Annotated in this window: 11 protein-coding genes; 6 read left to right on the top strand and 5 right to left on the bottom strand. The window is 64.5% G+C overall.

Translation table 11 applies throughout. From position 1 onward, the window contains the following. Window positions 1-97: 97 nt before the first annotated feature. Window positions 98-1,813: a PQQ-dependent methanol/ethanol family dehydrogenase gene (locus AAFG50_RS01610; RefSeq protein WP_039186352.1), complete on the bottom strand. Its 1,716-nt coding sequence runs from the start codon at window positions 1,811-1,813 to the stop codon at window positions 98-100. A gap of 407 nt (window positions 1,814-2,220) precedes the next feature. Beyond that, window positions 2,221-2,670, bottom strand: a complete 450-nt coding sequence (locus AAFG50_RS01605; protein WP_028175650.1) for a carbon monoxide dehydrogenase subunit G — start codon at window positions 2,668-2,670, stop codon at window positions 2,221-2,223. Between the two features lie 593 nt (window positions 2,671-3,263). Between AAFG50_RS01605 and AAFG50_RS01600 the strand changes: the two genes are divergently transcribed. The 4 genes from AAFG50_RS01600 to AAFG50_RS01585 all read left to right on the top strand — a co-directional run bounded on the left by AAFG50_RS01600 (window position 3,264) and on the right by AAFG50_RS01585 (window position 8,436). After that, on the top strand, window positions 3,264-3,749 hold the full coding sequence (locus AAFG50_RS01600; RefSeq protein WP_028175651.1) for a (2Fe-2S)-binding protein: 486 nt from the start codon (window positions 3,264-3,266) through the stop codon (window positions 3,747-3,749). Between the two features lie 84 nt (window positions 3,750-3,833). Continuing rightward, a complete protein-coding gene (locus AAFG50_RS01595) occupies window positions 3,834-6,176 on the top strand; it encodes a xanthine dehydrogenase family protein molybdopterin-binding subunit (protein ID WP_028175652.1) in 2,343 nt (780 codons plus the stop codon). Window positions 6,177-6,315: 139 nt separating this feature from the next. Beyond that, entirely contained in the window at window positions 6,316-7,116 is an 801-nt protein-coding gene (locus tag AAFG50_RS01590; protein WP_028175653.1) for a xanthine dehydrogenase family protein subunit M, read from the top strand. A 207-nt stretch (window positions 7,117-7,323) separates the two neighbouring features. Further along, window positions 7,324-8,436: a CaiB/BaiF CoA-transferase family protein gene (locus AAFG50_RS01585; protein ID WP_028175654.1), complete on the top strand. Its 1,113-nt coding sequence runs from the start codon at window positions 7,324-7,326 to the stop codon at window positions 8,434-8,436. A 243-nt stretch (window positions 8,437-8,679) separates the two neighbouring features. On the opposite strand, the gene hppD is transcribed toward AAFG50_RS01585, so the two are convergent. Beyond that, window positions 8,680-9,798 (bottom strand): 4-hydroxyphenylpyruvate dioxygenase, encoded by a 1,119-nt coding sequence (gene hppD / locus AAFG50_RS01580; RefSeq protein ID WP_028175655.1) that lies wholly within the window; start codon window positions 9,796-9,798, stop codon window positions 8,680-8,682. A 121-nt stretch (window positions 9,799-9,919) separates the two neighbouring features. Between hppD and AAFG50_RS01575 the strand changes: the two genes are divergently transcribed. After that, window positions 9,920-10,399: an Lrp/AsnC family transcriptional regulator gene (locus tag AAFG50_RS01575; protein ID WP_028175656.1), complete on the top strand. Its 480-nt coding sequence runs from the start codon at window positions 9,920-9,922 to the stop codon at window positions 10,397-10,399. 71 nt (window positions 10,400-10,470) lie between these two features. Beyond that, on the top strand, window positions 10,471-10,782 hold the full coding sequence (locus AAFG50_RS01570) for a DUF1272 domain-containing protein (RefSeq protein ID WP_011083173.1): 312 nt from the start codon (window positions 10,471-10,473) through the stop codon (window positions 10,780-10,782). Between the two features lie 96 nt (window positions 10,783-10,878). Here the strand turns inward: AAFG50_RS01570 and fahA are convergent, their stop codons facing one another. Together fahA and hmgA are read right to left on the bottom strand one after the other, a co-directional pair. Next, complete coding sequence (gene fahA, locus AAFG50_RS01565) at window positions 10,879-12,150, bottom strand: fumarylacetoacetase (RefSeq protein ID WP_028175657.1); 1,272 nt, start codon at window positions 12,148-12,150, stop codon at window positions 10,879-10,881. A gap of 137 nt (window positions 12,151-12,287) precedes the next feature. After that, a complete protein-coding gene (gene hmgA / locus AAFG50_RS01560; protein ID WP_028175658.1) occupies window positions 12,288-13,634 on the bottom strand; it encodes a homogentisate 1,2-dioxygenase in 1,347 nt (448 codons plus the stop codon). Between the last annotated feature and the right edge of the window lies 1 nt (window position 13,635).

The raw sequence follows: 13,635 nt of genomic DNA, 5'->3' as shown, positions 1-13,635 counted from the left end.
GTTGAGCCAAGCGCAGCGGCACCAGGCATCGGCCGATGCCGCAACCAAAGTCTGGAAAAAGCGCGCGCGTATCCCGCGGGGATACGCGCGCGAGTGGTCACTGGACGGAGAACACGAAGAGCGAACCGCCCTCGGGAGCTGCGGCCGTCATCTTCTTTCCTACCTCGCCCAGGAACGCAGGCAGCGCAGCCGTGCGGCCGACGACGATGGCGACATATTGCTTGCCGTCGACCTGGTAGGTTACCGGACCTGCGCCGATGCCGGAGCCGAGATTCCTGCTCCACAACACCTTGCCGGACTTCGCATCGATGGCGCGGAAATCGCCATGGATGTTGCCGGCAAACACGAGGCCACCGCCGGTGGTCAGCGTGCCGCCGTTGAACGGCAGGTCTTCCTTGATCGACCAGACCTTCTTCTGCGCGACCGGATCCCAGGCCACGAGTTCGCCGAGGAAACCGCCGGGACCTTCCTTGGTCGGGAATTCGGCGCCGAGATAGAACACACCGCGCTTGTAGGCGACGTCGGAGACCGACCAGTCCATGCAGACATTGTTGGACGGGATGTAGACGAGGCCGGTCTGCGGGTTGAACGACATCGGCTGCCAGTTCTTGCCGCCGATCAGGTTCGGGCAGATGTCCTTGGCGGGATGGTTCGGCCCGGGACGCTTGTCGGGATCCTCGACCGCGCGCATCGTGGCGACGTCCCACTTCTTGGCCCAGTTGGAGAACACGTATTTCTCCGCCGAAAGCACCTTGCCGGTCTCGCGATTGGCGACGAAGAAGTAGCCGTTGCGATCCGCCTTCATCAGCGCCGGCACGGTGCTGCCGCCGATCTTCAGATCCGCGAGCACGGCTTCGTTGACGCCGTCATAGTCCCAGGCATCGGCCGGCGTGGTCTGGATGTGCCACTTGATCTTGCCGGTGTTGGGATCGAACGCCACCGTCGAGGCGGTGTAGAGGTTGGTCAGCTTGCCGAAATTGCCGTCGCCGGTCGAGCGTACCGCCGTGTTCCAGGGGCCGGGATTGCTGGTACCCCAATAGACTGTGTCGGTCTTCGGATCGTAGGAGCCGACCAGCCAGGCCGCACCGCCGCCATGCTGGGCGGAGTCGCCCTTCCAGGTATCGCCGCCGGGCTCATCCGGCGACGGAACGGTGTAGGTCTGCCAGAGCTGCTTGCCGGTGTTGATGTCGAAGGCCTGGAGCGAGCCGCGCACGCCGTACTCGCCGCCGCCGAAACCGGTGATGACCTTGTCGCGCACGACGAGCGGCGGCGAGGTGATGACCGAACCCTGCTTGTAATCGACCACCTTCGCCGTCCAGAGCGCCTTGCCGGTCGCGGCATCGAGCGCCGTCAGCTTGCCGTCGAGGCGGCCGACGAAGATCTTGCCGTCGGCATAGGAGACGCCGCGATTGTTCACGTCGCAGCAGGCGTATTGCAGCACGTCCTCGGGAATATCGGGTTCGTAGGTCCATTTGCGCACGCCGGTGGCGGCATCGAGCGCGTAGACGTATTTCGGGCCCCAGGAGCTCGAAACGTAGAGCGTGTTGCCGACGACGATCGGCGAGGATTCGTTCGAACGGAGCGAGGCGAGCGAGAACGAATAGGCGAGCGTCAGCTTGCCGGCGTTCTCGGTATTGATCTGCTTCAGCGGGCTGAAGCGCGTGTTGCCGTAGTCGTGGCCGGCAACGGCCCACTGGTTCGAATCGGATTGCGCCTTGAGCAGGGAGTCGTTGGCGCGAACGCCCGACGTAGCGGTGGCCAGCATCGCAACCATCGAGATGCCAGCCAAGAAGCCCTTCGTTCCAAAGGTCATGTATTCCCTCCACGATGTTGTTGTGCACGCCATGTTAGGCGCCTGAGCGCGCCGCGCCCGTGATGCGCAGTTCGTCTGCGAGCCATCGTTCGAAATTACAGCATCGCCTTGTCGCGCTTAGTATAGGCGGAAGGTAGTAGTGCAAATCATTGGCGGCTTTTGCCGCTCATCTCGTTGTCCGGGCTTGCGTCTTGCCCTTATTTTACAGCTCGAAAAGCGCCATCGGATTTGGGCAGCATCGCGCCGTAATCCGCTTCGTCCGCCCAATCAGCGCAGTAAGTTGGGCAAAGCGAAGCGTGCCCACCTCTTCTCTCGCAATCGTGGATTGGTTAAGTGGTGGGCACGGCGCAAGAGCGCCTTTGCCCACCCTACAAGTTCGCGTCGGGGCGCCGAGGACGACGCGCTGATCACGATGATGGCGCTACCACAGCCGCGAAGCTTTCGAAGAAATTCGCGGCAAGCTTTCGCGACGTCGAATCGATCAGCCGCGAGCCGAGCTGTGCGAGCTTGCCGCCGATCTGCGCGTCGGCCTCGTAGTGCAGGACGGTGACGCCAGGCGATTCTTCTTCCAGCCTGACCTTCGCGCCGCCCTTGGCAAAGCCGGCGACGCCGCCGGCGCCTTCGCCGACGATGCGGTAGCCGTTGGGCGCATCGATATCGGTCAGCGTCACCTTGCCGCTGAACGTCGCCTTCACCGGGCCGACCTTCAGCACCACGGTCGCAATCATCTCCGTCGGCGATGCCATCTCCAGCGATTGGCAGCCGGGAATGCAGCGCCTGAGAATATCGGGATCGTTGAGCGCGGCCCACACATTGGCTTTCGACGCTGGGATACGCTGACTGTCGTTCATCTGCATCGCTTCCACCCCTTTTGACCGTTGCTTGTATGGCACGACTAGGGCGGCGCCCGGCTGCGATCAATCGCCAGGAAGTACTAGGGGTGCTTTTTCTGGCGTCTCATTCACTCAATGCCACTCTGCGGCCCGATGGATTCCGGGCTCCCTCGCTCCGCTCGGGCCCCGGAGTGACGGAATGGACTGTCCGGCGAGGAACGCCAAGGTCAACATCAATGGAATCAATGACTTAACCTGCCGCCGTCTACTACCAAGATCGCGATTACAACGGCGTGGGCGCGTGCTCCTATTCGCAACAACGAACACGACATAAAAGGGAGAAACGACGCGCCAAGGGCGCCGACATCCAGGGCCAGCGCCTCGCGCCGGCGGCTGAACCCAGCCGCCATCGACGAAGCGGAGATCGTTTTCGAAAGCTCCCTGCAAGGTCGCGCCACGCACTGGCGGCGGCACGGAACATCGTGGCCGAATCGCGCACCTGCGACAACCGCCACGATGACCTTTCCATGACGCGCAGTCCCCAAAATCCCAGTTGCAAAGTTCCGTTCGCGCTGTCTCTAATTGGAATAACTACAAACATTCGGGAGGACTTCACCGTGTCTACAGTCAAACTGACAGTGAACGGCAAGGCCGTTGCTGTCGACGTCGAGGATCGCACGCTGCTGGTCCATCTCCTGCGCGATCACCTCAACCTCACTGGCACCCATGTCGGCTGCGACACCAGCCAGTGCGGTGCCTGCGTCGTGCACATGGACGGCCGCGCCGTGAAATCCTGCACCATGCTGGCGGGACAGGCCGACGGCGCCAGCGTCACCACCATCGAAGGCATCGCCAAGGGCGACGAGCTGCATCCGATGCAGGCCGCCTTCCGCGACAATCACGGCCTGCAGTGCGGCTATTGCACGCCGGGCATGATCATGTCGGCGATCGACATCGTGCACCGCCATGGTGGCGAGCTCGACGAGGCCACCGTCCGCCAGGAGCTCGAAGGCAATATCTGCCGCTGCACCGGCTACCACAACATCGTCAAGGCCGTGCTGGATGCAGCCGGACGCATGAAGGTTGCGCAGGCGGCCGAGTAAGGCCGCCCGCCTCGAACAAAGACCACCACTTGCTGCTTTCGATGGAAAGCGCAGTCAAAATAATTCCGGTCGGGAGGACCAGACATGGGTGTTGAAGGCATCGGCGCGCGAGTCGTGCGCAAGGAAGACAAGCGTTTCATTACCGGCAAGGGCCGCTACGTCGACGACATCAAATTGGTGGGCATGACCCATGCCCATTTCATCAGAAGCCCGCACGCGCACGCCAAGGTCAAGAAGATCGACTCTTCCGCCGCGCTGAAGATGCCGGGCGTGGTCGCGGTGCTCACGGGGCAGCAGATCATCGACGACAAGGTCGGCAACCTGATTTGCGGCTGGGCCATCACCTCCAAGGACGGCAGCCCGATGAAGATGGGCGCATGGCCGGCGATGGCGCCGGAGACGGTGCGCTTCGTCGGTCAGGCCGTCGCGGTCGTGATCGCCGACAGCAAGAATCTGGCGCGCGACGCGGCGGAAGCGGTCGTCGTCGATTACGAGGAACTTCCCGCGGTCGCCGACGTCCACGCCGCGATCAAGGCCGGCGCACCGCAGCTTCATCCCGAGGCTCCCGGCAACCAGGTTTATGACTGGGTGATCGGCGACGAGGGCGCCACGGATGCGGCCTTCGCCAAGGCCGCCAATGTCGTGAAGCTCGACGTCACCAACAACCGCCTCGCGCCGAACGCGATGGAGCCGCGCGCGGCGATCGCCGATTACGACGCCGCGGAGGAGCATTTCACGCTCTACACGACGTCGCAGAACCCGCACGTCGCCCGCCTCGTGCTGTCGGCGTTCTACAACATCGCGCCCGAACACAAGCTGCGGGTGATCGCGCCCGACGTCGGCGGCGGCTTCGGCTCCAAGATCTTCATCTATCCGGAGGAGATGGTGGCGCTGTGGGCCTCGAAGAAGGTCGGCCGTCCCGTGAAATGGACCGGCGACCGCACCGAGGCCTTCCTCACCGACGCGCATGGCCGCGACCATGTGACCCATGCCGAGATGGCGTTCGACGCCAGCAACAAGATCACCGGCCTCAAGGTGAAGACCTACGCCAATTTCGGCGCCTACATGTCGCTGTTCTCCTCGTCGGTACCGACCTATCTCTACGCGACGCTGCTGTCGGGCCAGTACAACATCCCGGCGATCCATGCCGAGGTGATCGGGGTCTACACCAACACCACGCCGGTCGACGCCTATCGTGGCGCGGGCCGGCCCGAGGCGAGCTATTTGATCGAACGGCTGATGGAGACGGCGGCGCGGCAGTTGAAGGTCGATCCGGCCGCGCTGCGCCGGACCAACTTCATCACCCAGTTCCCGCACCAGACGCCCGTGATCATGGCCTATGACACCGGCGACTTTAACGCTTCGCTCGACGCCGCGATGAAGGCGATCGACTATGCCGGCTTCGCCGCGCGCAAGGCCAAGGCCAAGGCGGACGGCAAGCTGCGCGGCATCGGCGTGTCCTGCTACATCGAGGCCTGCGGCATCGCACCGTCGAAGGCCGTCGGCAGCCTGGGGGCGGGCGTCGGCCTTTGGGAATCCGCCGAGGTGCGCGTCAACCCGGTCGGCACCATCGAGATCCTCACGGGCTCGCACAGCCACGGCCAGGGTCACGAGACGACGTTCTGCCAACTCGTGGCGGAGCGCCTGGGGGTTCCCATCAGCCAGGTCTCGATCGTTCATGGCGACACCGACAAGGTGCAGTTCGGCATGGGCACCTACGGCTCGCGCTCGGCGGCCGTCGGCCTCACCGCGATCCTGAAGGCCATGGAGAAGATGGAGTCCAAGGCCAAGAAGATCGCCGCGCACGCATTGGAAGCGTCGGAAGCCGACATCGTCATCGAGAACGGCGAGTTCAAGGTGACGGGCACCGACAAGGCGATCGCCTTCCCGATGGTCGCGCTCGCAGCCTACACCGCGCACAATCTGCCTGACGGAATGGAGCCGGGCCTGAAGGAGAGCGCCTTCTACGATCCGACCAACTTCACCTTCCCGGCCGGTACCTATATCTGCGAGCTCGAGGTCGATCCCGGCACCGGCAAGACCTCCTTCGTCAACTTCGTCGCGGCCGACGATTTCGGCCGGCTGATCAACCCGATGATCGTCGAGGGCCAGGTCCATGGTGGCCTGGTTCAAGGCATCGGACAGGCGCTGCTCGAGCACGCGATCTACGACGCCAACGGCCAGCCGGTCACGGCCTCGTTCATGGACTATGCCATGCCGCGCGCCGACGATGTGCCCTCGTTCAACCTCTCCCACACCACGACGCTGTGCCCGGGCAATCCGCTCGGCATCAAGGGTTGCGGTGAGGCCGGCGCGATCGGGGCGTCAGCGGCCGTGATCAACGCGATCACGGATGCGATCGGCAAGAACAATCTGGAAATGCCCGCAACCCCTGACCGGGTGTGGCGCACGATCCACGCGGCTTAACCGCCTCATCATCGTCATTCCGGGGCGACGCGAAGCGTCGAACCCGGAATCTGGAGCCACGAATTCAACCTCGAGATTCCGGGTCTGCGCCTGCGGCGCATCCCGGAATGACAGAGAAAAGATTTCAGGAGCAACCAAGATGTACCAGACAACCTATCATCGCGCCTCCTCGGTCGACGAAGCCGCCAGCCTGTTCGGCAAGAGCAGCGAGGCGAAATTCCTGTCCGGCGGCCAGACGCTGCTGCCGGTGATGAAGCAGCGCCTCGCCAGCCCGTCCGACGTGATCGACCTCGGCAAGATCAAGGACATGATCGGCATCGAGGGCGCCGGCGACACGCTGACCATCAAGGCCGCCACGCCGCATTACGACGTGGCGACCAGCGATGCCGCGAAGAAGGCGATCCCCGCGCTCGCCTATCTCGCGTCGCTGATCGGCGACCCCGCCGTGCGCTACCGCGGCACGATCGGCGGCTCGCTCGCCAACAACGACCCTGCCGCGGATTATCCGGCCGCGACGCTGGCGCTCGGTGCCACCGTGAAGACCAACAAGCGTTCGATCTCGGCGGAGGATTTCTTCAAGGGCCTGTTTACGACGGCGCTCGAGGACGGCGAGATCATCACCGCCGTGTCGTTCCCGGTTCCGGGGAAAGCGGGCTACGCGAAATTCCCGCATCCGGCCTCGCGCTTTGCGCTGACCGGCGTGTTCGTCGCGCAGACGAAGTCGGGCGATGTCCGCGTTGCCGCCACGGGCGCCTCGCAGAGCGGCGTGGTGCGCATTCCCGCCATCGAAGCCGCGCTCAAGGCCAACTGGTCGCCGTCGGCGATCGACAGCGTGACTATTTCGGCGAGCGGACTTCTGTCCGACATCCACGGCACGTCGGAGTATCGTGCGAACCTCATCAAGGTGATGGCGCAGCGTGCGGTGGCCGCCGCAGGCTGACGATCCCGCTCTAGCGACTGAACACAAATTTTCCGCGGCGCGCAGAAATGCGCGCCGCTTTTATTATGCGCCCATGCATGAAAACCGCTTGCCTCGCTGGCGGGAAGGCGAGAAAAGTTAATCAGCCGATTAACTCGCCCCCAAGAGCAACGTCGGAGGCGTTTGCCGGATCACCGGCACTTGCCTGCGACCCGAGGAAACAACAACGTGCTCGACAAATCAGCCCCCACCTCGTCCGTCCGCGCCTCCGGCCCGCTCTCGGGCTTCCGCATCGTCGAATTCGCCGGCATCGGGCCCGGCCCGTTCGCCTGCATGATGCTGGCCGACATGGGCGCCGACGTCGTCACGCTCGACCGGGTCGGCGCCAAGAAGAGCATGAAGTCGGTGGCGGGCCGCGGCCGCAAGGTGATCGAGCTTGACCTCAAGGACAAGGCGGCGATCGCACAGGTGCTCGACCTGCTTGCGAGCGCCGATGCGCTGGTCGAAGGTTTTCGTCCCGGCGTGATGGAGCGGCTCGGACTGGGCCCCGACGTGGTGCTCGCGCGCAACCCAAAGCTCGTCTACGGCCGCATGACCGGCTGGGGCCAGGAAGGCCCGCTCGCGAATGCCGCCGGCCACGACATCAACTACATCTCCATCACCGGCGCGCTCGCCGCGATCGGCCCGAAGGAGGCGCCGGTGCCGCCGCTCAACCTGGTCGGCGATTTCGGCGGCGGTGCACTCTATCTCGTCGTCGGCGTGCTCGCGGCCCTGCTCGAAGCATCGAGGTCCGGCAAGGGCCAGGTGGTCGATGCCGCGATGTGCGACGGCGCCGCATCGCTGATGTCGTTCTTCTTCGACATGACCACGATCGGCCGCTGGACCGAAGGGCGCAACCAGAACTTCCTCGACGGCGGCGCGCATTTCTACGGGGTCTACGAATGCGCCTGCGGCCATTTCGTCTCGATCGGCTCGATCGAGCCGCAGTTCTACGCGCTGCTGCGCGAGCACGCGGGCCTCTCCGACGCCGATTTCGACGCGCAGATGGACCGCAAGGCCTGGCCGGCGCTGAAGGAAAAGCTGAAAGCCGTGTTCAAGAGCAAGACGCGCGAGGACTGGCGCAAGATCATGGAAGGCACCGACATCTGCTTCGCGCCGGTGCTGACCATGTCGGAGGCCACGCAACATCCGCACATGGTCGCCCGACAGGTGTTCGTCGAGCGCCACGGCGTGAAACAACCTGCGCCCGCACCAAGGTTCTCACGGACGCCATCAGCGGTGCGCGAGCCGGAGGGCGCGGAGATCGCGGCGGTGACGAAGGCGTGGCAGGCGGCGAAATAATCTCCGCCGTCGCAACACGCTCCGCTGTCGTCCCGGACAAGCGCAGCTCTCGACAACGCGTAGCGTTGCCTAGAGCGGAGCGCTGATCCGGGATCCATAACCACAGGCCGTTGTGGTTACGGGACTCGGAGTTACCGCTTTCGCGCCGCAACTCCTCCCTGTGGCATGGGTCCCGGATCTGCGCTTGCGCTTGTCCGGGACGACACCTGTTATGAGGCGGCAAATGCAGGCAATAGCGACGAGCTACGCCGCGTCATCCACCTTCAGCACCCCGCGCCGGATCTGGTCCTCCTCGATCGATTCGAACAGGGCCTTGAAGTTGCCCTCGCCAAAGCCGTCATCGCCCTTGCGCTGGATGAACTCGAAGAAGATCGGGCCGATCGCGTTGGCCGAGAAGATCTGGAGCAGCACCTTGGTCTGGCCGCCGTCGACCACGCCTTCGCCGTCGATCAGGATGCCGTTCTTCTGAAGCCGTGCGATGTCCTCGCCATGCTTCGGCAGGCGCGCGTCGATCCGCTCGAAATAGGTCTCGGGCGGCGAGGGCATGAAGGGCAGGCCGGCCTCGCGCAGGCCTTCGATGGTGTGGTGGATGTCGCGGCAGCCGCAGGCGATGTGCTGGATGCCTTCGCCGCGATAGATCTTCAGATATTCCTCGATCTGGCCGGAATCGCCGGCGTCCTCGTTGATCGGGATCCGGATCTTGCCGTCGGGGCTGGTCAGCGCGCGCGAGAACAGGCCGGAGGCGCGCCCCTCGATGTCGAAGAAGCGGATCTGGCGGAAGTTGAACAGCCTTTCGTAGAAGCCGGTCCAGACATCCATCCGGCCGCGATGAACGTTGTGGGTGAGGTGGTCGAGATAGAACAGGCCGGCACCGACCGGCTTGGGATCGCGCGCGCCCAGCCACTCGTACTCGGAATCATAGGCCGAGCCCTTAGCGCCGTAGCGATCGACGAAATAGAGCAGGCTGCCGCCGATGCCCTTGATCGCGGGCACGTCGAGCGCCTTCTGCGCGGATGACACGTTGGCGGGCTCGGCGCCGAGCGCAATCGCGCGGTCGTAGGCCGCCTTCGCATCGACGACGCGAAACGCCATCGACGGCGCACAGGGACCGTGCGCGGCGACGAAATCGTGGCCGTGGGTGCCGGGCTCCTCGTTGACGAGATAGTTGATGTCGCCCTGGCGATAGACCGTGATGGCCTTGGTCTTGTGGCGCGCGACGGGCACATAGCCCATCAGCTTGAACAGCGCGTGCAGCTGTTCCGGATTGGGATGCGCATATTCGACGCACTCGAAGCCGTCGGTGCCCATCGGATTGTCGGCGCTGATCGTGGCCGGCGGTGCATCGTGCGGAAACGGACCCATGCTGCTCTCCCAAATGGCTGCTGGCAGGAACTATCCTTCATGGGACGCGCAAGGGGCGTGCAAACGGGACGACATTTGACTATCATATGCACGATCCGTGCATCAAATGGACAAAACCCGCATGATTTCAGTGGACGCCTTCGACCTCAGGATTCTCGGCGCGCTCCAGGACGACGGCCGCCTCACGAACCAGGAGCTTGCGGAGCTCGCAGGTCTCTCGGCCTCGCAATGCTCGCGGCGGCGGATGCGGCTGGAGGAGGAGAAGGTGATCGCGGGCTATCACGCCGATCTCTCCAGCGAGGCGCTCGGCTTCGGCGTGATCGCCTTCATCCAGGTAGGGCTCGCGACCCACTCGCCGGACAATTCCAAGCGCTTCCGCGCGCTGGTGAACCGCATCGACGAGATCCAGGAGGCCTACTCGCTGACGGGCGATGCCGATTACGTGCTCAAAGCCGTGCTGCGCGACCTGAAGGGCCTCTCCAACCTCGTCAACGACGTGTTGATGCCGCACCAGAGCGTGGCGCATGTGCGTTCCTCGATCGTGCTGGACCGGCTGAAGGAGAGCACGCGGCTGCCGCTGAGGGATTTGAAGGCTGGCTGAAATCGAGGGAACTACGGCATTCGCGCTGCGCGCGCGGTCTGCGATGATCCGGCCGATCCGGAGATTCGACCATGGCCCTCCAGCTTCGACCGAACTGCGAATATTGCGACCGCGACCTGCCGCCTGACGCAACGGATGCGCGGATCTGCTCCTATGAATGCACATTCTGTGCGGACTGCGTCGAGACCAAGCTCTCCAACGTCTGCCCGAACTGCGGCGGCGGCTTTGCGCCGCGCCCGATTCGCCCCACGCAGGAATGGCGGCCGGGCGTGTGCACGACCAGGCAGGCGCCGTCGGACAAGCGGGTGCATCTGAAATACAGCGTGGAGGATGTCGCGGCACATTGCGCGCGGATACGCGACGTGCCGCCGGAGAGGCGTTGAATTTCTAACTCGTCGTTCCGGGGCGCGCGAAGCGCGAACCCGGAACCTCGAGATTCCGGGTTCGATGCTTCGCATCGCCCCGGAATGACGACCATCTCACTCCGCCGGCAAAATCGTCCCCTCGACCTCGCCGAAGCCGACGCGATAGCCGGCGCCCTGGCACCAGCCGCGCATGATGAGGCTGTCGCCGTCCTCCAGGAACGAGCGCTTGATGCCGCCGGGGAGTTCGACCGGCTCGGTGCCGTTCCAGCTGATCTCGAGCAGGCTGCCGCGCTGGTTCTTCTCCGGGCCGGAGATGGTGCCGCTCCCTAAGAGATCTCCGACATTCATGGCGCAGCCAGAGGAGGCGTGGTGCATGAGCTGCTGCACCGAGGACCAGTACATGTACTTGAAATTGGTGCGGCTGATGCTGGTGGGCGCGTTGGCGCCGCCGGGCCGCAGCGAGACGTCGAGCTCGATGCTGTAATTCTGCGGCTTGGCCTGCTTGAGATAGTCGAGCGGCACCGGCTCCTGCTCCGGCCCCTTCAGCCGGAACGGCTCCAGCGCCTCGCGCGTCACCACCCACGGGCTGATCGAGGTCGCAAACGCCTTTGCCAGGAACGGACCGAGCGGCACGTACTCCCACTGCTGGATGTCGCGTGCGCTCCAGTCGTTGAGCAGCACGAAACCGAAGATCATCTCTTCGGCCTGCTGCTCGGTGAGCATGCCGCCCATGGCTGAGGGCTGGCCGACCACGACGCCCATCTCCAGCTCGAAATCGAGCCGCTTGCAGGGACCAAAGCTCGGCACGTCGACATTGGGCGGCTTCAATTGCCCGCGCGGGCGCTTCACGTTGGTGCCGGAGACCACAACGGTGGATGCGCGGCCATTGTAGGCGATCGGCATATGCAGCCAGTTCGGCTGCAGCGCATTGTCCTTGCCGCGGAACATCACGCCGACATTGGTGGCGTGCTCCCTGGACGAATAGAAATCGGTGTAGCCGGAGACCGCGAACGGCATGTGCAGCTTGGCGTCGCGCATCGGCACCAGGGCCTGCTTGCGCAGCTCCTCATTGTCGCGCAGCTCCGGATGGTCCGCGCGCAAGAGCTCGCTGATCCGCGCCCGCGTCCTTGCCCAGACCTTCGGCCCCAGCGCCATGAACGGATTGAGCGAGGCGCCCGAGAACACGCCGAGCGCGCCGACATCGAGACGCGAGTCCTGCTCGAGCTCCCAGAGATCGAGCACGTAATTGCCGATCGCGACGCCGACGCGCGGCGTCGGGTTGGCCGCGGTCGAGAACACGCCATAGGGCAGGTTCTGGATCGGGAAGTCGGAGGCCGGATCGACGTCGATGAAGGAGCGGAGGCTGGGATCGTTGGGGTGGGGCATTGGTTTCCTGCCGGATGTTCTGAGACGGTTTCTCCGCCGTCATTCCGGGGCGCGCGGAGCGCGAGCCCGGATTCCATAACCACGATCGTGAGTATGGATTCCGGGCCTGCGCCTCTGGCGCATCCCGGACGAAGTCACTACGGCCTGTTCGGATCGAACCGCTTCTCCAGGCCCTTCCAGCAATCGGCGTAATCGTCCTGGAGCGTGGACGCGTTCGCGGCATGCGCGGTGACGCGCTGCGGGTAGCGGGTCTCGAACATGAAGGCCATGGTGCCGGTCAGCTTCACCGGCTTCAATTCGCCGTTGCTGGCGTGCTCGAAGGCATCACGATCCGGGCCGTGCGGCAGCATGCAATTGTGCAGGCTCATGCCGCCGGGGACGAAGCCCTGCGGCTTGGCGTCGTAGACGCCGTAGATCAGGCCCATGAACTCGCTCATGATGTTCATGTGGTACCAGGGCGGCCGGAAGGTGTTGTCGGCGACCATCCAGCGCTCCGGGAAGATCACGAAATCGATGTTCGCGGTGCCCGCGGTCTCCGACGGCGAGGTCAGCACCGTGAAGATCGACGGATCGGGATGGTCGAAGCCGATCGCGCCGACCGGAGAGAAGGTGCGCAGATCGTATTTATAGGGCGCGTAATTGCCGTGCCAGGCGACGACGTCGATCGGCGAATGCGGCAAGGTGGTCTTGAACAGCGACCCGCCCCATTTCACGAACAACTCGGTCGGCGTGTCCTTGTCCTCGTAGTTCGCGACCGGCGTCAGGAAGTCGCGCGCATTGGCGAGGCAGTTGGCGCCGATCGGCCCGCGCTCCGGCAGCGTGAAGGCGCCGCCGTAGTTCTCGCAGAGATAGCCGCGCGCCGGCCCGTTCGGAATCTCGACGCGGAATTTTACGCCGCGCGGGATCACCACGATCTCGCCGGGCTCGGCGTCGATGCGGCCGAACTCGGTGACGAGGCGCAGGTTCCCCTGCTGGAGCACGAACATCAGCTCGCCGTCGGCATTGTAGAAATGCTGGTCCACCATCGACTTGGTGATGAGATAGACATGCGCGGCCATGCCGGCCTGCGTATTGACGTCGCCGGCGGTCGTCATGGTCTGCACGCCCTGAACGAAGGTGACCTCCTCCTTCGGCACCGGCGTCGGGTCCCAGCGCATCTGAGCGATAGGCAGATCGTATTCATGGCACGGCGCCGAGCGCCACAGGCCGGCATCGGCCTTCTCGAAGCGCCCCGAATGCTTCACCGAGGGACGGATGCGGTAGAGCCAGGAGCGCTCATTGCTGCCGCGCGGCGCGGTGAAGGGCGAGCCCGAGAGCTGCTCGGCATAGAGCCCGTAGGCGCAGCGCTGCGGCGAGTTGCGCCCGATCGGCAGCGCGCCCGGCAGCGCCTCCGTCTCAAAGCTGTTGCCGAAGCCGGACATGTAGCCCGGCGTGACCTGGGCCGAGCTGCGGATGATCTGATCGGGCGAGGTATTGATGTTCATG

Source organism: Bradyrhizobium sp. B039 (genome assembly GCF_038965675.1).
In the GTDB taxonomy this organism is placed as follows: Bacteria; Pseudomonadota; Alphaproteobacteria; order Rhizobiales; family Xanthobacteraceae; genus Bradyrhizobium; species Bradyrhizobium diazoefficiens.
The sequence above is the reverse complement of the archived record's forward strand: the minus strand, read 5'-3'. Positions and strand labels throughout refer to the sequence as shown.